Here is a 19,051-nt window from a genome sequence, read left to right on the forward strand (position 1 = left end):
AGTATCTTCGGCCGTCATCCCCGCGAAGGCGGGGAACCAGGAAACTCAGCACATAAGCACTTGAACCGGCTGGATTCCCGCCTTCGCGGGAATGACGGCCGAGAAAGGTTCGAGGTTCGAGCCTCCCTCGGCAGCCGCAAGGATTGGAACGCCACTCACGCCGCGCCGGGGACGCCCTTCGAGGTCGAGTACTCGAAGTGCAGCGCCTCGCCGGGATAGACCAGCGGGCGGATGGCGTGGGCGGCTTGCGCCGCTTCGGCGAAGCCGCAGAGGATCAGCTTCAGCTTGCCGGGATACGTCGCGATGTCGCCGATGGCGAAGACGCCCGGCACGTTGGTGGCACAGCCGGGCTGGGCCACCGCGATGTGGCTGCGCTCCAGATCCAGGCCCCAGTCGGCGATCGGCCCGAGATTCATCGACAGGCCGAAGAAGGCGAGCATGGCGTCGGCCGGCAGCGCCTTTTCCTCGCCGTCCAGCGTGGCGACGCGAACGGCGGTCAGCTGGCCGTTCTCCCCATCCAGGCCGGACAGCTGATAGGGCACCACCATCTCGACCCGCCCCTCGCGCACCAACGCTTCCATGCGGGCGACGCTTTCGGGCGCGGCGCGGAACTTCGGACGGCGGTGGACGACATAGACGCGCTCCGCCACGTCGGCCAGCGAGATGACCCAATCGACCGCGCTGTCACCGCCGCCGGCGATCACCACCTTCTTGCCGGCGAAGTCCTGGCGGCGGCGCACCATGTAGAAGACCGACTTGCCCTCATACGCCTCCAATCCGTCGAGCGGCGGGCGGTTGGGGCCGAAGGCGCCGCTGCCGGCGGCGATGATCACCGCCTGGGTGTCGATCTTCGTGCCGATGCTGGTCTCCACCAGCCAGCGCCCGCTGTCCTGGCGGGTCAGCTTCTCCACCTGCTGGCCCAGGTGATAGGTGGGCGAGAAGGGGGCGGCCTGCTCCGCCAGCCGGTCGATCAGGTCGGCCGCCTCGATGGAGGGATGGGCCGGGATGTCGTAGATCGGCTTTTCCGGGTAAAGCGCCGTGCACTGGCCGCCGACCATGTCCAGCGCGTCCACCACATGGCAGCGCATCTTCAGCATGCCGCATTCGAACACGGCGAACAGCCCGACGGGGCCGGCGCCGACGATGACGACATCGGTGGTGAGGACATCGTGGCTGGAGGCGGTCTGCGACATGAAAGCCAATTCCTTGAGACGGGGTGCCGGGTGGAGGATGATGCGGAAGGGTCGGCGAACGGTCCTTCCATTGTCCGCATTTCCCGGCCGGGTCAACCCCCCGCAAGGGGAAAGCGCTGCTGTGTCGCGTGCGAGGCAGGACGACGGAGCCTTTGGGTCGGGCCGAGCCGAGCAACAATTTCGCATAAATTCGCTTAAATTTGTCGATTGCACGCGGCGGTGGCGAAGCGGAAAGTGAAGGTCGGCGGCGGATGACCAGGCTTTCTTTGCCTGGAGGCCGGTCGGGTGGAGGCCCGGAATGAAGGAACTTCGGTGTCTGGTCTTCACCGACCAGGAGGTGGTGCGGGCCGTGCTGGACCGCCGACGGCGGGTGAAGGACACATTGCCGGTCGGCACCGTGTCCAAGATCGTCTATCACCGCAACGAGGGGCCGGAGCAGGAGGGCATCGAAACCCGCCTGAGCATCACCGACGACGACGGTGCGGTGACCGAGCTGGTGCTGGCCGAAACCGAGGTGACGGCGGCGCTGGTCGGCTATTGCATGGGCCGACGCATCCCCCTGCCGGTGGCATCCGACAAGATGCTGCACCTGATCAACGGCGCGCTGACGCTGATGATCACCATGAACTTCAACAAGGCGCCGCGGCTGGTGGTGGCCGGCGCGGCAGAAGGCGCAGGATCGGGAGCGGCGGACCGGCTGTCGCCCAAGCGGCGGATCGGCCGGTAAGTCTGCCGCCGACCCACCCCTCTTTCCGGCTTGCGGGCGGGCAGCGGCTTCGCACAGTATCCGCGCCATGTCGGACACTCCCCACCATACCGTCACCCTCCCGCTGCCGGACGAGACCGCCACCGCGGCGCTGGGCCGCCGGCTGGGTGGCCTGCTGCGGCCGGGCGACCTCGTGGCCCTGCGCGGCGACCTCGGCGCCGGCAAGTCGGCGCTGTCGCGGGCCCTGATCCGCAGCGTCACCCATGAGGACGCCGAGGTGCCGTCCCCCACCTTCACCCTGGTGCAGACCTACGACACCGCCATCGGCCCGGTCTGGCATTTCGACCTCTACCGCCTGTCGGGGCCGGACGAGGTGTATGAGCTGGGCTGGGACGACGCGCGGGCCGAGGCGGTGGCGCTGGTGGAATGGCCGGACCGGCTGGGTCCGCTGCTGCCACCCGACCGGGTCGAGGTGACCATGGAGCATGACGGCCCCGATGCCCGCCGCGCCACGCTGACCGGCCATGGCGCGCTGGCGGCACGGGTCGCCGCCGCCGACTGGACGCTGTGATGCCCCCTGTAATGTCCGTCGTTTCTTCCGCGCGGGAAGCGGAGATCGCCGCCTTCCTCGCCGCCAACGGCCTGTCCGGCGCGGCGCGGGAGCCGCTGGCCGGCGATGCCTCCGCCCGCCGCTACGAACGCCTCCGCAAGGGCGATGGCGGCACGCTGATCCTGGTCGACACGCCCGCCCCCACCGACGACCTCGTGCCCTTCATCGCCATCGGCGCCGAACTGGCAGCCATCGGGCTGTCGGTTCCCGCCGTGCTTGCGTCCGATGTGGAACGGGGTTTGGCGATACAGGATGATTTCGGAAGCGAAACATTCTCCCGCCTGCTTGCCGACGGTGCCGATCCCCAACCGCTCTACGAGATAGCGACCGACGCGCTGATCGTCATCCACCGCGGCTGGCCGGAGGGAGCGGCGCAGCGGCTGGCCCTGCCCGTCTACGATCCGGACCTGTTCATCGCCCAGACCCGGCTGTTCATCGACGCCTATGTGCCGGTGGCGACGGGACGGGCCTTGAGCGACGCGGATCGTTCCAATTTCGATACGGCATGGCGGATGGTGCTGGAGCCGGTCTGCGCCGGTGCGCCGTCGCTTCTGCTGCGCGACTATCACGTCGACAACCTGATGCGGCTGGATCGGCTGGGGGTGAAGGCCGCCGGGCTGATCGACTTCCAGAGTGCCGGCTGGGGACCGCGCGCCTACGACCTCGTCTCCCTGCTGGAGGATGCGCGGCGCGACGTGGCGCCCGAGTTGGCGGAGGCGATGGTCGCGCGCTATCTCGCCGCCTTCCCCGAGACCGATGCCGCCGCCTTCCGCCGCGCCATGGCGGTGCTGGGGGCGGCGCGCCACACGCGGATCGTCGCCATCTTCGTCCGTCTGGCGCTGAGCCAGGGGCGGCGGTCCTACCTTGTCCATCTGCCGCGGGTCTGGCGCCTGCTGGAGGCCCAGTTGGCGAAGCCGGAGCTGGCGCCGGTCGCCGCCTGGTTCGACCGCCATCTGCCGCCCGAGACCCGTGCCGCCTTCGTCGTTCCGGAGACGATCTGAGATGACCGTGACCATTCCCCAGACCGCGATGGTGCTGGCCGCAGGCCAGGGCCTGCGCATGCGCCCGCTGACCAACGACCGTCCGAAGCCGCTGATCCCGGTTTTGGGCAAGCCGATGCTGGACCATGCGCTGGACCGGCTGGCCGAGGCCGGCGTCGGCCGGGCGGTGGTCAACAGCCACTATCTCGGCGCGATGATCGGGGAGCATCTGAAGGGCCGCACCACCCCCGCCATCACCCTGTCGCCGGAGGACACGCTGCTGGAGACCGGCGGCGGCGTGAAGAACGCCCTGCCCCATCTCGGCACGGCGCCGGTCTACACCGTGAATGCCGACATCTTCTGGCTGGACGGGCCGGTGCCGGCTCTGCGCCGCCTAGCATCGCACTGGAACCCGGCGGAGATGGACGCGCTGCTCCTGCTGATGGCGACGACCAAGTCGGTCGGCTATGACGGGCTCGGCGACTATCACATGGACCCGCTGGGCGGCCTGACCCGCCGCGGCGAGCGCGAACTGGCACCCTTCGTCTATGCCGGGGTGCAGATCGTCAAGCCGGAGCTGTTCGCGGCCGACACGCCCGACGGCGCCTTCTCCACCAACCTGATCTGGGACCGCGCGCAGGCGGCGGGCCGGCTGTTCGGCCTTGCCCATGACGGGCTGTGGTTCCACATCGGCACACCCGCCGGGCTTCGGGAAGCCGAGGATCTGCTGGCCATCGGCGGCGTGCGGGCGGTGGCGCATTGAGGGCGGCGGTCGAGCTATACTCAACGGGACGTTTTGCCCCCTCCCTAGCCCTCCCCCTCTTCGAGGGAGAGGGAACTCCGCCGCCCTTGCACTTACTCCCTCTCCCGCGAAGCGGGGGAGGGTTGGGGAGGGGGCACTCGGCGCCTGCACCATCCAGCACTAATCTGGAAAGTCCATGATCCACCCAAAAGTCTACAGCATCCCCGCGGGCGCGCCCTTCGTCGACATGCTGGCGGCGGGGATCATAGAGCGGGTGGGCGGCGACCCGATGGCGCTGGCCGGGGTCACCGTGCTGCTGCCGACGCGGCGCGCCTGCCGGGCGCTGCAGGCGGCCTTCCTGCGGCGGTCGGGCGGGCAGCCGACGCTGCTGCCGCGCATGGCGCCGCTGGGCGAACTCGACGCCGGCGACCTCAGCCTGACCGAGGAGGAACTGCCCGACGTCCCGCTCGACCTGCCGGAAGCGATCTCACCGCTGAACCGGCAGATGACGCTGGCGCGGCTGATCCTGGCAAGCCCGCTGCCGGCAACCACGGCGCAGGCGGTGCGTCTCGGAGCAGATTTGGGACGGCTAATTGATGCGGTATGGACAGAACGTATCGATTTCGAGCGGCTCCATAACCTCGTTCCCGATGATTACGCAGAGCACTGGCAGAAGACATTAGAATTTCTCAACATCATCGTTACTAACTGGCCTGCCATCCTCGAGTCGACCGGAGAAGCCGACCCGGCCAAGCGCCGGAACCTGACGCTGGAGACGCAGGCCGCTCTCTGGCAGGCAGCCCCGCCGCCAGGCATGGTGATCGCCGCCGGCTCCACCGGCTCCATCGTCGCCGCGTCCGACCTGCTATCTGTCATCGCCCGGCTGCCGCACGGGGCGGTGGTGCTGCCCGGCCTCGACACGGGGACCGAGGAAGAGATCTGGCAGGCGATTGAGCAGGATGAATCTCATCCACAGCACGGGCTATCGCAACTGATCCGTCATCTCAGCGTAGAACGACAAGAGGTACAGCCCTGGACCGACGCGACCGAGCCGCGCGGCGCCCGCGCCCGCCTGATCGCCGAGGCGATGCGCCCGGCGGCGACCACCGAGGGCTGGCGCGAGCTGTCCGGCGTGGATGCCTCGGCGCTGGACGGGCTGACCCGCATCGACGCCGCCACGTCCGAGGAAGAGGCGCAGGTCATCGCGTTGCTGATGCGCCATGCGCTGGAAACGCCGACCAAGACCGCCGCCCTCATCACCCCCGACCGCAACCTGGGCCGCCGGGTCGCCATGGCGCTGGCGCGCTGGGGCATCCTGGTCAACGACTCGGGCGGCCAGCCGCTCGCCCACACCGCGGTCGGCACCTATCTGCGGCTGACTGCGGAGCTGGTGGCGAGCCGCGTCCATCCACTGGCCCTGCTGGCGCTGGCCAAGCACCCGATGGCGGCGGGCGGCCGCGACTCGGCGGATTTCCGCGCCGCCGCCCGCGCGCTGGAACGCATCGTGCTGCGCGGCCCGCGCCCGGCCGAGGGGTTCGACGGCGTGCTGGCCGCGCTGGAGCAGGCCGACCGCTTCGACCATGAGGAACAGCAGGAGTTCCTGCGCGGCTGGCTTGTCGACATCGGCCAGCGCGCCGCTCCCTTCCTTGAGGCGCTGACCAGCGATACGCCGCTGGCCGACCTCGTGCGCGCCCATGTCGCCTTCTGCGAATCGCTGGCCGCCGACGACGAACTGACCGGGGCGGAGCGGCTGTGGCGGCAGGACGACGGCGAGGAGGCGGCGCGCTTCGTCCACGACCTGCTGGATGCGGCGGAGGGCTTCCCGACGATCCCGGCCAAGGATTACCCGGCCCTGCTCGACGCGCTGATGAGCGCGCGGGCGGTGCGTCCCCGCTATGGCCTGCACCCGCGCCTGTTCATCCTGGGTCCGATGGAGGCGCGCCTCCAGCATCTCGACCTGACCATCCTGGGCGGGCTGAACGAGGGAACCTGGCCGCCGGCCGCCTCCGCCGATCCCTGGATGTCGCGGCCGATGCGGCGTGATTTCGGTCTGCCCAGCCCGGAACGGCTGGTCGGCATGTCGGCCCACGACTTCGCCCACGCCTGCGGCGCGCCGGAGGTGGTGCTGACCCGCGCGGCACGGGTGGAGGGCACGCCGACCGTGCCGTCGCGCTGGCTCCTGCGGCTGGAAACCGTGCTGAAGGCGCTGGGGCTGGACGGCGCGATCGAGGAGCGCGGCGCCTGCTGGCTTGGCTGGGCGCGCGGGCTGGACGAGCCGGACCGCGTGCAACCGGTGGCGGCGCCGGAACCGCGCCCACCGCTGACCGCCCGGCCGCGCAAGCTGTCGGTGACGGAGATCGAGACCTGGATGCGCGATCCCTACGCCATCTATGCCCGGCACGCCCTGCGGCTGCGCGCGCTCGACCCCATCGCCGCCGATCCGGGGGCGTCCGACCGTGGCCAGATCATCCACGACACGCTCGACGCCTTCGTCCGCGAGTATCCCGGACCGCTGCCACACGATGCGCTCGATCGGCTGATCGCGCTGGGGCGGGACCGGTTCGGGCCGCTGCTGCGCAGCCATCCCGACGTCTGGGCCTTCTGGTGGCCACGCTTCGAGCGGGTGGCCGGCTGGTTCGTCGATCTGGAGCGCGAACGCCGTCCCCGCCTCCGCCCGCTGGCGACTGAGGTGCCCGGCCGGTTGGAGCTGTCCGGCCCCGGCGGCCCCTTCACCCTGACCGCCAAGGCCGACCGCATCGACCGTGGCCCCGACGGGCTGGTGGTGATCGACTACAAGACCGGCACCCCGCCGAGCACGCGGGAAATCGAGCTTGGCTTCGCCCCACAGTTGCCGCTTGAGGCCGCCATCGCCGCGGCGGGCGGGTTCAGCGGGGTGGACAAGGGCGCGGTGGCCGAGCTGACCTTCTGGCGCCTGTCCGGCGGCGACCCGGCCGGCGAGGAAAAGCCGGTGAAGGGCGACCCCGCCGTATTGGGTGAAGAAGCGCGCGCCGGCCTGGAGGCGCTGATCGCGCAGTTCGACGACCCGAACACCCCCTACCGCTCGCGTCCACGGCCGGCTATGGCGCCGCGCTACACCGACTACGCCCATCTGGCCCGCGTCCAGGAATGGTCGTCGGGCGGCGGGGAGGGCGAGTGATGGAAGGGGGAGTGAGCAAGGAATCGCCCTCTCCCGCCCCGGGAGAGGGAGGGGACCCGCGCCGCAGGCGTGGGGAGGGTGAGGGGTGGCCCAAGCATCCCGAACCGCATGGTTCCTTGTACTCCCCCTCACCCTTCCCAAGCTTCGCTTGGGCCCCTTCCCTCTCCCGGAACGGGAGAGGGAGCATATCGCCCCGGCACCGGAAGCATCGCCAATGACCATGACCGACCTGTCCCCCCGCACCCTGCCGCTCGATCCCAACGTGGCGCAGCGGCGGGCGTCCGATCCGACGGCGTCGGTGTGGGTCGGGGCGTCGGCCGGGTCGGGCAAGACCAAGGTGCTGACCGACCGGGTGCTGCGGCTGATGCTGTCCGGCACGCCGCCGGCGCGCATCCTCTGCCTGACCTTCACCAAGGCCGCGGCGGCGGAAATGGCGATCCGCATCAACCGGACGCTCGGCCTATGGGCGACCCTGCCCGACGAGTCGCTGGAGGACCGGCTGGCCGACCTCTGCGGCGAGCGGCCGTCGATGGAGGCGCGGCTGAACGCGCGCCGCCTGTTTGCCCAGGTGGTGGACTGCCCCGGCGGCATGAAGATCCAGACCATCCACGCCTTCTGCCAGTCGCTGCTGCGCCGCTTCCCGCTGGAAGCCGAGTTGGCGCCGCATTTCGACGTGATGGACGACCGCACCGCCGACGGGCTGCTGACCGAGGCGCGCGACGCCGTGCTGCATGCCGGCCGCACCGAACCGGACAGCCCGCTCGGCCGCGCCATGGGCCGGCTGACCGGCGACCTGAACGCGGAGGACTTCGCCGGGCTGCTGGCGGAGCTGGCCAGCCAGCGCGGTCAGGTGGAGAAGCTATTCGAGCGCTTCCACGGTCTGGATGGACTGATCGACGCCATCCACGACCGGCTTGGGGTGCCGCCCGGCGTGACCGAGGAGTCGATCCTGAGCCACGCCTGCCACGACGACCAGTGCGACCCGCCGGCCCTGCGCGAAGCCTGCCGGGCGCTGTCGGGCGGCAGCGCCGGCGATCAGGAGCGCGGCATCGCCATCCAGCACTGGCTGGACGCCGCCGACCGCCGGGTGCGGGCGTTCGAGGCCTACAAGCGCCTGTTCCTGACGGCCGAGGGCAGCCCGCGCAAGACCCTCATCACCAAGAAGCCGGCCACCGCCTATCCGCAGGCGCTCTTGTCCCTGCAAAAGGAGGCGGAGCGGCTGGTGGAGATATCGGAGCGGGTGAAGGCAGCCGGCGTCGCCGCCTCCACCACCGCGCTGCTGACGCTGGCGCAGGCGATGCTGGACGCCTATCGCGAGCGCAAGGCGGCGCGCGCGCTGCTGGATTACGACGATCTGATCCTGGCGGCCAACCGGCTGCTGAGCGGCGGCGACGGCAAGGCGGCGCGCGTGCCCTGGGTGCTGTACAAGCTGGACGGCGGCCTGGACCATATTCTGATCGACGAGGCGCAGGACACCAACCCCGACCAGTGGTCCATCGTCGCGTCGCTGGCCGGCGAGTTCTTCGCCGAACTGGAGGCCGCGGCGCCCGACGGCAAGATCCGCACCGTCTTCGCGGTTGGCGACGAGAAGCAGTCGATCTTCAGCTTCCAGCGCGCCGATCCCGCCGAATTCGCCCGCATGCGCCGCCATTTCCAGGACAAGGCGGAGTCGGCCGAGCGGCTGTGGGCGGGGGTGGACCTCGACATCTCCTTCCGCTCGACCTCCGCGGTGCTGGAGACGGTGGATGCCGTCTTCGCCATCGACCGTGCCCGCGACGGCGTGGCGTCCGACGCCAGCCCGGTCATCCGTCACCGCGCCTTCCGCCGCGGACAGGCCGGTCTGGTCGAGCTGTGGCCGCCGGTGAAGCCGGCCGAGGCCATCGAGACGCCGGCCTGGGCGCCGCCGGTGGCGCGCGAGTCCGCCGACTCGCCGTCGGCCCGCCTCGCCTCGGTCATCGCGGCGACGGTGCATCGCTGGATCGACAGCGGCGAGACGCTGGAGGCCAAGGGCCGGCCGGTTCAGCCCGGCGACGTCATGGTGCTGGTGCGCCGCCGCACCGCCTTCGTCACCGAACTGGTCCGCGCGCTGAAGGACCGCGGCGTGCCGGTGGCCGGTGTCGACCGCATGGTACTGACCGAACAGCTGGCGGTGATGGATCTGGTGGCGCTGGCCGACTTCCTGCTGCTGCCCGACGACGACCTGACGCTCGCCACCGTGCTGAAGGGTCCGCTGATCGGGTTGACGGAAGAGGAGCTGTTCCGCGTCGCCCATGGCCGGCGCGGCACGCTGTGGCGCTCGCTGGTGGCGCTGGCGGAGACGGAACCGGAGTTCCGCCCGGCCCGGCGCTATCTGGGCGATCTGCTGGCGCGCACCGACTTCTCGGCCCCCTACGAGCTGTTCGCCGGGCTGCTGAACCGGCCCTGCCCGGCCGACGATCGCTCGGGACGGCGTGCGATCCTGAAGCGGCTCGGCCCCGACGCCCAGGACCCGCTGGAGGAGTTCCTGGCCGTCTGCCTCGCCTTCGAGAAGACCGAACCGCCGTCCCTGCAGAATTTCCTCGCCTGGTTGGCGGCCAGCGACGCGGAGATCAAGCGCGAGCTGGAACAGGGCGGCGGCACCGTGCGGATCATGACCGTCCACGGCTCCAAGGGCTTGCAGGCGCCGATCGTCTTCCTGCCCGACACGCTGGGCAGCCCGACGCAGAGCCCACCGATCCTGTGGCCGGACGACGACTGCCCGGTGCCGCTGTTCGCCGCCCGCCGGTCCCAGGAGGATGCGCTGTGCGCCGAGGCGCGGGCGCGGGCCAACCGGCGGCGCGACCAGGAATACCGCCGGCTGCTCTATGTCGCGCTGACGCGGGCGGAGGACCGGCTCTACATCTGCGGCCACCAGGGCAAGCGCGAGCCGTCCGACGATTGCTGGTACCGGCTGGTCGAGGAGGCGATGCGCGACAACGGCGTGCCGCATCCCTTCGACTTCACCGGCCTCTGTCCCGACGGCTGGACCGGCGACGGCTGGCGGCTGATCGGCCCCCAGACCGCCGTGGTGCCGCGCCATGTCGAGACGGAAGAAAGCGCGTCCGCCGAGCCGCCGCCGCCCTGGATCGGCGAACCGGCGCCGGGCGAGCCGGAGCCGTCACGCCCCCTGACTCCCTCCCGGCCGGACGGCGAGGAGCCGGCGGTGCGCTCTCCGCTTGGCAACGACGATGGCCAGCGCTTCCGCCGCGGCCTGCTGGTGCACCGGCTGTTGCAGACGCTGCCCAATCTGGCCGAGGAGGCGCGGGAGGCCGCCTGCCGCCGCTTCCTCGCCCGCCCGGCGCACAAGCTGACGCCGGAGCAGCAGGACGCCATCGCGCGCGAGACGCTGGCGGTGCTGAGCCATGCGGAGTTCGCGCATCTGTTCGGCCCGGACTCGCGGGCGGAGGTGCCGCTGGTCGGCGTGGTGGCGCTGGGCGACGGCAGCCGGGCGCTGGCCGGCCGCATCGACCGGCTGGCGCTGACCGGCGATACGGTGTGGATCGTCGACTATAAGACCAATCGGCCGCCGCCACGGGATCTGGAAGACGTGCCAATGGTTTACCGGCGCCAGATGGCGGCCTACCGCGAGGCGTTGCGCGCCGTTTACCCAGGACGCCGGGTGCGTTGCGTGCTGTTGTGGACCGACGGCCCCTACACCATGGAGTTGCCGCCCTCGGTGCTGGACGCCGCGGCGGCCGGACTGGCACCAAGGGTGGGATGAGGAGCGGCCGGCGGCTCACCCGAAAGATGGGGTGACTTGACCGGCCGGGCGCCTCCGCCCTACATTTTGCTCAATTCCACTGACGGGGCGATGGCCGCCGGCCTTCCACAACCGGTCCGCGGCGCTTCCGAATCCAGGCAAGAGGTCACATGAGCACCACCATCAAGGTTACCGACGACAGCTTCGAGCAGGACGTCCTGAAGGCCACCGGCCCGGTCCTGGTCGATTTCTGGGCGGAATGGTGCGGCCCCTGCAAGATGATCGCCCCGGCGCTCGACGAGCTGGCCGGCGAGTATGACGGCAAGGTCACCGTCGCCAAGCTGAACATCGACGAGAACCCGGACACCCCGACCAAGTACGGCGTGCGCGGCATCCCGACGCTGATGCTGTTCAAGGGCGGCAGCGTCGCCGCCACCAAGATCGGCGCCCTGCCCAAGGGTGCGCTGTTCCAGTGGGTCGACTCGGCGCTGTAAGCGGCCCAACCGGTCCGGATACAGGTCCAGCTTAAGGGAAAGCCCCGCCCGCGGTCGCCGCGGCGGGGCTTTTTCGTTTGTCCGGTCAGGTGCCGAGGAATTCCAGAAGCTCCCGCGCCAGCTCTTCGGGCGCCTCCTCCGCCATGTGGTGGCCGCACTCCAGGCCGCGCCCGCGCAGGTCCGGCGCCCAGGGCCGCCAGACCGCCAGAACGTCGCCGTAAAGCTCCTCCAGATCGTCCCGCAGCGACCATAAGGCCAGCACCGGACAGCTCAGCCGCCGGCCGGCCGCGCGATCGGCCGCATCATGGTCGCGGTCGATGCCCAGCCCGGCGCGATAATCCTCCAGCATGCCATGCACGGTGGCCGGATCATGGATGGCCGCGCGGAAATCACGGTAGGCCTCCTCCCCCATCGCCTCCGCCGAGCCGCCGTACCAGGCGTCGGGATCGGCCAGGATGGCGCGCTCCGGCTTGTCCGGCTGGGCGAAGAAGAACCAGTGCCACCATGCCCGGGCGAAGCGGGCATCGCACCGCTCCAGGGCTTCCAGGATCGGCACGCCATCGAGCAGGGCGAGACGGGTGACGGCGGCGGGATGGTCCATTGCCAGACGGAAGGCGGTGTAGGAGCCGCGGTCGTGGCCGACCACGGCGAAGCGCTCGAAACCGAGGTGCCGCATCAGGGCGAGGCAATCCAGCGCCTTGGCCCGTTTGGCGGAGTTGGCATGGTCGGGCCGGTCCGCCGGCTTCGACGACTGGCCGAATCCCCGCAGATCGGGGCAGACCACGCTGTGGGATGCCGCCAGCAGCGGCGCCACCCGGTGCCAGGTCGCATGGGTGCGCGGATGGCCGTGGAGCAGCAGGACCGGACTGCCCTGCCCGCCATGCCGGACCCGCAGGGTCGCGTCCGGCAGCTCGATGGTCTCCAGCGTGAATCCTTCGAACATCATGCCCTCCCCGGCTGTGCCTGGGAGAACCGCGACACGGGCGGCGGGGTTCCTCCCGCGGGCATAGTTGGACGGCGGAAGCCGGACGGCAAAACGGGCCGCCGGAAGGACTCCGGCGGCCCGTGTCTGCATCGGATAAGCCTTGAGGCCACCCGTCGTTCAGCGGACGCCCCTTACCAGGGAGACCTCCTATCAGGGAGACTTTGGCTTCGCCGTATCCTTCCCCGCGTCCTTGCCTTTACCACCGGCAAGCTCCGCCGTCCGGGCGAGGTTGTCGGCGGCGGCGCGGCCCCATTCGCTGTCGGGGGAGACGCGGCGGGTCAGCGACCAGTCATCGCGTGCCGCCGGCAGGTTGCCGCCCAGCGCCTTGACGTTGCCGCGCAGCAGGATCGCCTCCGGATCGCCGGGTTTCAGCTCCAGCGCATGGTCGATGTCGGCCAGCGCCTGCCGGTAGTTGGACAGCGCCTTATTGGCGGTCGCGCGGTAGAGATAGGCATCCGCCCGACGGGGATCGCGGGCCAGCGCGGCGTCGAGGTCGGTGATGGCGTCCCAGAAGCGTTCACCCTCGGCGCGGGCGAAGGCGCGGTCGATCAGCAGGTCGATGTCGCCGGGCGTCTTGTCGAGCGCCGCGCTGTAGAGCCGCTCCGCCTTCCCCTGGTCGCCGGCGCGCAGCCATGCCCAGCCGGCCCGGCCGAGCAGCGAGGCGGCGGCCCTGGGGTCGTCCTTGCCCAGCGTCGGCACCAGCGCCTCCATCTGGGTTCCGGCCGCCTTGAACTCGCCGGCATGGAATTGCGCCAGCGCGTAGCAGAGCTTGGCGAAGTCGCCGCCGCCCTGCTCCTGCCAGCGCTTGGCGTCGGCCTTGGCGCCGTCGGGATTGGCCTCCGCCTTGGCGGCGCAGGCCTGGAGTTCGCGGTTGCGGTCGAGGCCGGAGGACGGCCCGGAGGAGGCCGCCTGCGCGGCCGGCGAGGGCGCCGGCAGGACGGCGAGAAGCCCCAGCGCGAGGGCGGCGGAAAGGTAAAGATTGCGTCGGGTCATGGTGCCTTTACACTCCGCCATCGCCGGGCAGGGTGCAAGCCCCCCACACCAATTCGGTGGCCAAGCCCGGCGTTACACCGTTTACCGCCCCAACCGGAACGCCCGCGATGACCGATCCCCGCCTGTTCGTCTTCGGCCCCGGCTATACCGCCCGCGTCTTCGCCGACCGGCTGCGCGCCGAGGGATGGCGCATCGCCGCCACCTGCCGCAGCGAGGAAAAGAAAGCGGAGTTGGAGGCCCACGGCATCGAGCCTTTCCTGTTCGACCGCGGCCGGCCGCTGGCCGATGCCAAGGCGGCGCTGGCCGGCACCACCCATCTGCTGGTCAGCATTCCGCCCGACGGCAAGGGCGACCCGGTGCTGGACCAGCATGCCCGCGATCTGGCCGACCTGCGCACCCTGGACTGGGCCGGCTATCTGTCCACCACCGGCGTCTATGGCGACACCGGCGGCGAGTGGGTCAGCGAGGCGTCCTGGCTGAAGCCGACCGGCGAGCGGCAGAAGCGGCGGGTGGAGGCCGAGCGAGGCTGGCTGAACCTCTACCGCCAGTATGGGGTGCCGATGCATCTGTTCCGGCTGGCCGGAATCTACGGTCCCGGCCGCAGCGCCATCGATTCCGTGCGCGACGGCATCGCCAAGCGGGTGGACAAGCCGGGTCAGGTCTTCTGCCGTATTCATGTCGACGACATCGCCAACACGCTGCGCGCGTCGATGGCGCGGCCGACGCTGGGCGCCATCTACAACGTCGCCGACGATTTGCCCAGCCCGTCGCACGAGGTGGTGGAATATGCCTGCCGCCTGCTGGGGGTGGAGCCGCCGCCGCTGGTGCCCTTCGATCAGGCGGAAATGTCGCCGATGGCCGCCAGCTTCTACGCCGATTGCCGCCGGGTGAAGAATGACCGCATCAAGCGCCAGCTTGGCGTCACCCTGACCTATCCCGACTACCGCGCCGGGTTGGAGGCGCAGTTGGCGGCCGGGCTTTAGTCGAAGACTCGGGCAAAAGGTAAACCTGAGATTACAAAGCAATTGCCTGTCATATTCCGATAATCATAAAATCCGGCCGAAGACACGCATGGAAATAGCAAAGGTTATTTAATAATCTCCCGGGATCATGAGCGTCCAGGCGACGACGATCCTGCGAGGTGTTGGGCGCATGAGCAGCACGCCGACGGTCACGACCTCCCTCCCCTCCGCCGGTCTTCCGGCGGCCAGGGACATGGCGGCCAGGGACATGATGGATGCCACCGCCTTCCGCCGCCAGATGGACGAGGTCGTCGCCCGCATCCCCATGCACGCCATCCGATCCGTGCTGGACGCGGTGGAAGGGGCGCCCAGCCCGAACGGCGAGCGGGCGCGGCATCTGCGCGACGCGCTGGTCGACCATTTCAACCGGCTGCGGCCGATGAAGGCGCGGCGGCTGTTCACCAGCCTGTTCGAACCCTTCCTGGTCGACGACCCGATCCTCTACCGCTCGCCGGAGTCGGTGCCGGCGCTGATCCAGCGGGTGGACATGGGCGGCATCTGGACGGCGCTGACCCGTTATGCCTTTCCGGGCCTTGCGGCGGAGGTGCAGAGCCGGCTGGACGCGATGGCGCGCGAGGCGATGCTGGACGCCGTGCTGGCCAGCCCCGACGCGATGGTGATGCGCGAGCTGATGCGGAAAGAGGCGCTGGACTTCCTCTACACCATGGTCGGCGACCGCAAGCTGACCGACCGTTTCCTGGCGCTGGCGAACGAGGAAGCGCACCACGACGCCCGGCTGCGCACCCAGTATCTCGGCCGCAAGGCGCCGATCGACAGCGACCTGCTGGGCTTCGTCCGCGCCCTGCTGGAGCACAACGAGGTGCTGGTGCCGCTGACCGAGCGGATGCGCCGCGACATTGAAGACATGCAGGGCGCCGGCGATCCCCGGTCCGCCGAGGTGGACTGCCAGTCGGCGCTGATGGTCGGCTTCGTCCGCCGGGTGCGCGATCTCGGCCTGCCCTTCCGCGACCAGTCGCAGGTGCTGGCCTGGTTCGCCCCGCTCTACGGGCTGAACGTCAAGCGGCGCTACGACGTGTTCCTGCGCCATGTCCGCGAGCATGGTGGCCCGGCAGTGCGCGAGTCGCACCCGCTTTTGCGCGCCCTGCTCTGCCACTTCAACGCCGCCTGCACCACCATCCGCGAGGTGGTGGACGGCATGTTCGGCGATATGGACATCCAGGACGGCGGGGTCCTGTCGGCCCCCGCCCCGACCCGCGCCCTGCTGCACGAGGCGGTGGAGCGCTTCGACCGGGCGCTGACGGCGCTGTCCGGCACCGGCTTCCTCGCCAGCCGCTCCACCGGCCCGGCGCTGCGGGCGGAGCTGGCGGCGGTCAGCCGCGAGTTGACCGGCACGGTGATGCCGGCGCTGGCCGCGCGGCTGCAGGCGGCGATGAACGCCCGCCACGCCCCGGTGCCCGACCATGAGGACATCGTCTGGCTGCTGGAGCTGGTCTGGCGCTGGGGCCGCTATCTCGGCAATGCCGGCTACGCCAACCCGGAGCTGAAGTCGCTGCGCCTCTATGCGGTGGAGACCGGCCGCCTCGCCTTCATCCAGGCGATGAAGGCCGAACCGCAGGAGAAGCCGGCCCACCGCATGGCGCACATGCTGCGCATCCGCCGGCTGATGGCGGCGATGGGCGAGACGGTGGACGGCTGGATCAGTCCGGTCAGCCAGGGCTTGCACCGGGTCGTCTTCCGCTATCTGGAGGATGTCGAGAAGATCGCCGACGACGAATGGGCGGTCATCGACGCCTTCGTCGCCAGCGTCCGCAGCGAACTGAGCCGGTCGCGCAACTGGCAGAGCGCGGATTTCGTCGACATTCTGCGACTGCATGAGGGAAGGCGGCGGGGGGAGGGGTGAGCCCCCTCGACCGATGGCCTTGGCCGCAACAATTTGGTTCGACGCAACCATCGATGTGGTATGATGCGCGCCCGCTCGGGGCGGGACGGCCGGACAACGGCCCGCAACCCCGGTGGTTCCGCTTTTCAGTCACTCCTCCCGCCGAGACGACGCCAGCATGAACATCACCATCGAACGCGCCGCCCTTCTCCGTTCCCTGGGTCACGTGCAGAGTGTGGTCGAGCGGCGGAACACCATTCCGATCCTGTCCAACGTCCTGCTGCGCGCGGGCGACGGCGAACTGTCGCTGGCCGCCACCGACATGGATCTGGAGATCGTCGAGACCGTCCCGGCGACGGTCGGCCGTCCCGGCGGCACCACCGCCCCGGCCCACACCCTGTTCGACATCGTCCGCAAGCTGCCCGACGGCAGCCAGGTGGAGCTGGACATCGGCGGCGACGGCACGATCCTGACGCTGCGCGCCGGCCGCTCGCAGTTCAAGCTGTCCTGCCTGCCGGTGGAGGATTTCCCGCAGCTGTCCAGCGGCGAGCTGAAGCACAATTTCTCGGTCGCCGCCGCCGACCTGCGCGGGCTGATCGACCGCACCCGCTTCGCGATCTCCACCGAGGAGACGCGCTATTACCTGAACGGCATCTACCTGCACGCCGCCAAGAGCAAGATGGGCAGCCTGGAGACGCCGGTGCTGCGCGCCGTCGCCACCGACGGCCACCGGCTGGCGCGGGTCGAAATGCCGCTGCCGGACGGGGCCGAGGGCATCCCCGGCGTCATCATCCCGCGCAAGACCGTCACCGAGATCCGCAAGCTGGTCGACGAGGCCGCCGACCGCATCGAGCTGTCGCTGTCCGACAACAAGATCCGCTTCGGCTTCGACAGCGTCGTCGTCACCTCCAAGCTGATCGACGGCACCTTCCCCGACTATGAGCGGGTGATCCCGGTCGGCAACGACAAGGTGATGGAGGTGGACGCCAAGCTGTTCGCCGCCGCCGTCGACCGCGTCGCCACCATCTCCACCGAGAAGAGCCGGGCGGTGAAGCTGTCGCTCGTCCGCGGCGCGCTGACCCTGTCGGCCACCAGCCCGGAATCGGGCAGCGCCACCGAGGAGCTGGAGGTCAATTACGCCGAGTCCCCGCTGGAAATCGGCTTCAACTCTCGCTATCTGCTGGACATCACGCAGCAGATCGAGGGCGAGGGCGCCCAGTTCACGCTGGCCGACGCCGCGTCGCCGACCATCATCCGCGACGTCGCCGACTCCACCGCGCTCTATGTCCTGATGCCGATGCGTGTGTGATGGGGCTGCGGGGATCGTCCCCGCCCCAGGCGGAACGGACCAGTTGCAGCACACGGCAGTTTCGATGAGCGGCGGCACCCCGGTGTCCGCCCAAACCCAGGCTTTGGCCCCCGCTTTGGCGGTACGGCGGATGACGCTGACGCGCTTCCGCGGCTATGACTCCGCGCGGCTGGAGCCCGACCGCCGGCCCGTCGCCCTGATCGGCCCGAACGGGGCCGGCAAGACCAATTTGCTGGAGGCCGTCAGCTTCCTCGCCCCCGGCCGCGGCATCCGCGGCGCCCGGCTGGCCGAGGTGGAACGGCTGGGATCGCCCCCCGGCGCCGGCTGGGCGGTGGCGGCCATGCTCGACACCCCGATGGGTCCGGTGGAGATCGGCACCGGCCGCGAGCCCCATGACGGCAATCGAACCTCCGACCGCGACCGCCGGCTGGTCCGCATCGACGGCCATCCGGCCAAGGGCCAGACCGCGCTGGCCGACCATGTCGCCATGGTCTGGCTGACGCCGCAGATGGATCGCCTGTTCCTCGAAGGATCGAGCGGACGGCGCCGCTTCCTCGACCGGCTGGTCTTCGGCTTCGATCCGGCCCATGCCGGGCGGCTGTCCCGCTATGAGCATGCGCTGCGCGAGCGCGCCCGGCTGCTGCGCGACGGCCGCTTCGACGAGGGCTGGCTCGGCGCGTTGGAAGATCAGATGGCGACCACCGGCATCGCCGTCGCCGCGGCGCGGCGCGAGGTGGTGCAGCGGCTGCGCGCCGCCTGCGCCCGCTCCGTCGGTCCCTTCCCCGGCGCCGACCTCGCCGTCGCCGGCACGGTGGAGCGCTGGCTGGACGAAGGCCCGGCGCTGGCGGCGGAGGATGCGCTACGCGACAGTCTGCGCATCGGCCGCCGCGCCGATGCCGACGGCGGCGGCGCCACGGTGGGGCCGCACAAGAGCGACCTCGCCGTCCGCCATGCGCCCAAGGACATGCCGGCGGCGCTCTGTTCCACCGGCGAGCAGAAGGCCCTGCTGATCGCCATCGTGCTGGCCAACGCCCGGCTGCTGGCCGCCGAACGCGGCGCGGCGCCCATCCTTCTGCTGGACGAGGTGGCCGCCCATCTCGACCCCGAACGGCGCGCCGCGCTGTTCGGCGAAATCCTGGCATTGGGCGCCCAGGCCTGGATGACCGGCACCGACGAGGGGGTTTTCGACCCGCTCGGGCAGGATGCCCGCCGGTTCCGCATCGAAGACGCCCACATCCGCCCCGGATAGGGGTGGAAATTCGGGCCAAGACCCAAAAAAAAGCCGTGTTCACGCACGCTAAA

Annotated in this window: 14 protein-coding genes; 11 read left to right on the top strand and 3 right to left on the bottom strand. The window is 70.3% G+C overall.

What is annotated here, in order from left to right; all coding sequences use genetic code 11:
* Positions 1–155 precede the first annotated feature (155 nt).
* Complete coding sequence (locus TSO5_RS17080) at positions 156–1,193, bottom strand: NAD(P)/FAD-dependent oxidoreductase (protein WP_109152676.1); 1,038 nt, start codon at positions 1,191–1,193, stop codon at positions 156–158.
* A 298-nt stretch (positions 1,194–1,491) separates the two neighbouring features.
* Here TSO5_RS17080 and TSO5_RS17085 point away from each other — a divergent pair, with 298 nt between their 5' ends.
* The 7 genes from TSO5_RS17085 to trxA all read left to right on the top strand — a co-directional run bounded on the left by TSO5_RS17085 (position 1,492) and on the right by trxA (position 11,600).
* A complete protein-coding gene (locus tag TSO5_RS17085) occupies positions 1,492–1,920 on the top strand; it encodes a hypothetical protein (protein ID WP_109073258.1) in 429 nt (142 codons plus the stop codon).
* A gap of 67 nt (positions 1,921–1,987) precedes the next feature.
* Positions 1,988–2,470, top strand: a complete 483-nt coding sequence (gene tsaE / locus TSO5_RS17090) for a tRNA (adenosine(37)-N6)-threonylcarbamoyltransferase complex ATPase subunit type 1 TsaE (RefSeq protein WP_109152677.1) — start codon at positions 1,988–1,990, stop codon at positions 2,468–2,470.
* An 11-nt stretch (positions 2,471–2,481) separates the two neighbouring features.
* On the top strand, positions 2,482–3,510 hold the full coding sequence (locus tag TSO5_RS17095; protein WP_109152678.1) for a phosphotransferase: 1,029 nt from the start codon (positions 2,482–2,484) through the stop codon (positions 3,508–3,510).
* Position 3,511: 1 nt separating this feature from the next.
* Complete coding sequence (locus tag TSO5_RS17100; RefSeq protein ID WP_109152679.1) at positions 3,512–4,252, top strand: nucleotidyltransferase family protein; 741 nt, start codon at positions 3,512–3,514, stop codon at positions 4,250–4,252.
* A 175-nt stretch (positions 4,253–4,427) separates the two neighbouring features.
* Positions 4,428–7,388, top strand: a complete 2,961-nt coding sequence (addB, locus tag TSO5_RS17105) for a double-strand break repair protein AddB (protein ID WP_109152680.1) — start codon at positions 4,428–4,430, stop codon at positions 7,386–7,388.
* Positions 7,389–7,602: 214 nt separating this feature from the next.
* Positions 7,603–11,127 (top strand): double-strand break repair helicase AddA, encoded by a 3,525-nt coding sequence (addA, locus tag TSO5_RS17115; protein ID WP_109152682.1) that lies wholly within the window; start codon positions 7,603–7,605, stop codon positions 11,125–11,127.
* 149 nt (positions 11,128–11,276) lie between these two features.
* Positions 11,277–11,600 carry a thioredoxin TrxA gene (gene trxA, locus TSO5_RS17120; RefSeq protein ID WP_085087204.1) on the top strand — a complete coding sequence of 108 codons (324 nt, stop codon included), beginning with the start codon at positions 11,277–11,279 and terminating at the stop codon, positions 11,598–11,600.
* An 85-nt stretch (positions 11,601–11,685) separates the two neighbouring features.
* On the opposite strand, the gene TSO5_RS17125 is transcribed toward trxA, so the two are convergent.
* Positions 11,686–12,546 (bottom strand): alpha/beta hydrolase, encoded by an 861-nt coding sequence (locus TSO5_RS17125; protein WP_247870794.1) that lies wholly within the window; start codon positions 12,544–12,546, stop codon positions 11,686–11,688.
* A 189-nt stretch (positions 12,547–12,735) separates the two neighbouring features.
* Positions 12,736–13,578, bottom strand: coding sequence for a hypothetical protein (locus TSO5_RS17130; RefSeq protein WP_109152684.1), 843 nt, complete (start codon positions 13,576–13,578; stop codon positions 12,736–12,738).
* A gap of 107 nt (positions 13,579–13,685) precedes the next feature.
* On the opposite strand from TSO5_RS17130, the gene TSO5_RS17135 reads away from it, so the two are divergent.
* The 4 genes from TSO5_RS17135 to recF all read left to right on the top strand — a co-directional run bounded on the left by TSO5_RS17135 (position 13,686) and on the right by recF (position 18,998).
* On the top strand, positions 13,686–14,561 hold the full coding sequence (locus TSO5_RS17135; RefSeq protein ID WP_109073266.1) for an SDR family oxidoreductase: 876 nt from the start codon (positions 13,686–13,688) through the stop codon (positions 14,559–14,561).
* A 169-nt stretch (positions 14,562–14,730) separates the two neighbouring features.
* On the top strand, positions 14,731–16,461 hold the full coding sequence (locus TSO5_RS17140) for a hypothetical protein (protein ID WP_109152685.1): 1,731 nt from the start codon (positions 14,731–14,733) through the stop codon (positions 16,459–16,461).
* A 157-nt stretch (positions 16,462–16,618) separates the two neighbouring features.
* On the top strand, positions 16,619–17,749 hold the full coding sequence (gene dnaN, locus TSO5_RS17145) for a DNA polymerase III subunit beta (protein ID WP_109073268.1): 1,131 nt from the start codon (positions 16,619–16,621) through the stop codon (positions 17,747–17,749).
* Between the two features lie 64 nt (positions 17,750–17,813).
* On the top strand, positions 17,814–18,998 hold the full coding sequence (recF, locus tag TSO5_RS17150; protein WP_109152686.1) for a DNA replication/repair protein RecF: 1,185 nt from the start codon (positions 17,814–17,816) through the stop codon (positions 18,996–18,998).
* The last annotated feature ends 53 nt before the right edge of the window (positions 18,999–19,051 follow it).

It is taken from the genome of Azospirillum sp. TSO5 (assembly GCF_003116065.1).
Taxonomy (GTDB): domain Bacteria; phylum Pseudomonadota; class Alphaproteobacteria; order Azospirillales; family Azospirillaceae; genus Azospirillum.

Excerpts from the sequence above, each read along its gene's own strand:
- TSO5_RS17080 (WP_109152676.1), bottom strand. The coding sequence starts at position 1,193 with ATGTCGCAGACCGCCTCCAGCCACGATGTCCTCACCACCGATGTCGTC.
- TSO5_RS17085 (WP_109073258.1), top strand. The coding sequence starts at position 1,492 with ATGAAGGAACTTCGGTGTCTGGTCTTCACCGACCAGGAGGTGGTGCGG.
- tsaE (WP_109152677.1), top strand. The coding sequence starts at position 1,988 with ATGTCGGACACTCCCCACCATACCGTCACCCTCCCGCTGCCGGACGAG.
- TSO5_RS17095 (WP_109152678.1), top strand. The coding sequence starts at position 2,482 with ATGTCCGTCGTTTCTTCCGCGCGGGAAGCGGAGATCGCCGCCTTCCTC.
- TSO5_RS17100 (WP_109152679.1), top strand. The coding sequence starts at position 3,512 with ATGACCGTGACCATTCCCCAGACCGCGATGGTGCTGGCCGCAGGCCAG.
- addB (WP_109152680.1), top strand. The coding sequence starts at position 4,428 with ATGATCCACCCAAAAGTCTACAGCATCCCCGCGGGCGCGCCCTTCGTC.
- addA (WP_109152682.1), top strand. The coding sequence starts at position 7,603 with ATGACCATGACCGACCTGTCCCCCCGCACCCTGCCGCTCGATCCCAAC.
- trxA (WP_085087204.1), top strand. The coding sequence starts at position 11,277 with ATGAGCACCACCATCAAGGTTACCGACGACAGCTTCGAGCAGGACGTC.
- TSO5_RS17125 (WP_247870794.1), bottom strand. The coding sequence starts at position 12,546 with ATGATGTTCGAAGGATTCACGCTGGAGACCATCGAGCTGCCGGACGCG.
- TSO5_RS17130 (WP_109152684.1), bottom strand. The coding sequence starts at position 13,578 with ATGACCCGACGCAATCTTTACCTTTCCGCCGCCCTCGCGCTGGGGCTT.
- TSO5_RS17135 (WP_109073266.1), top strand. The coding sequence starts at position 13,686 with ATGACCGATCCCCGCCTGTTCGTCTTCGGCCCCGGCTATACCGCCCGC.
- TSO5_RS17140 (WP_109152685.1), top strand. The coding sequence starts at position 14,731 with ATGAGCAGCACGCCGACGGTCACGACCTCCCTCCCCTCCGCCGGTCTT.
- dnaN (WP_109073268.1), top strand. The coding sequence starts at position 16,619 with ATGAACATCACCATCGAACGCGCCGCCCTTCTCCGTTCCCTGGGTCAC.
- recF (WP_109152686.1), top strand. The coding sequence starts at position 17,814 with ATGAGCGGCGGCACCCCGGTGTCCGCCCAAACCCAGGCTTTGGCCCCC.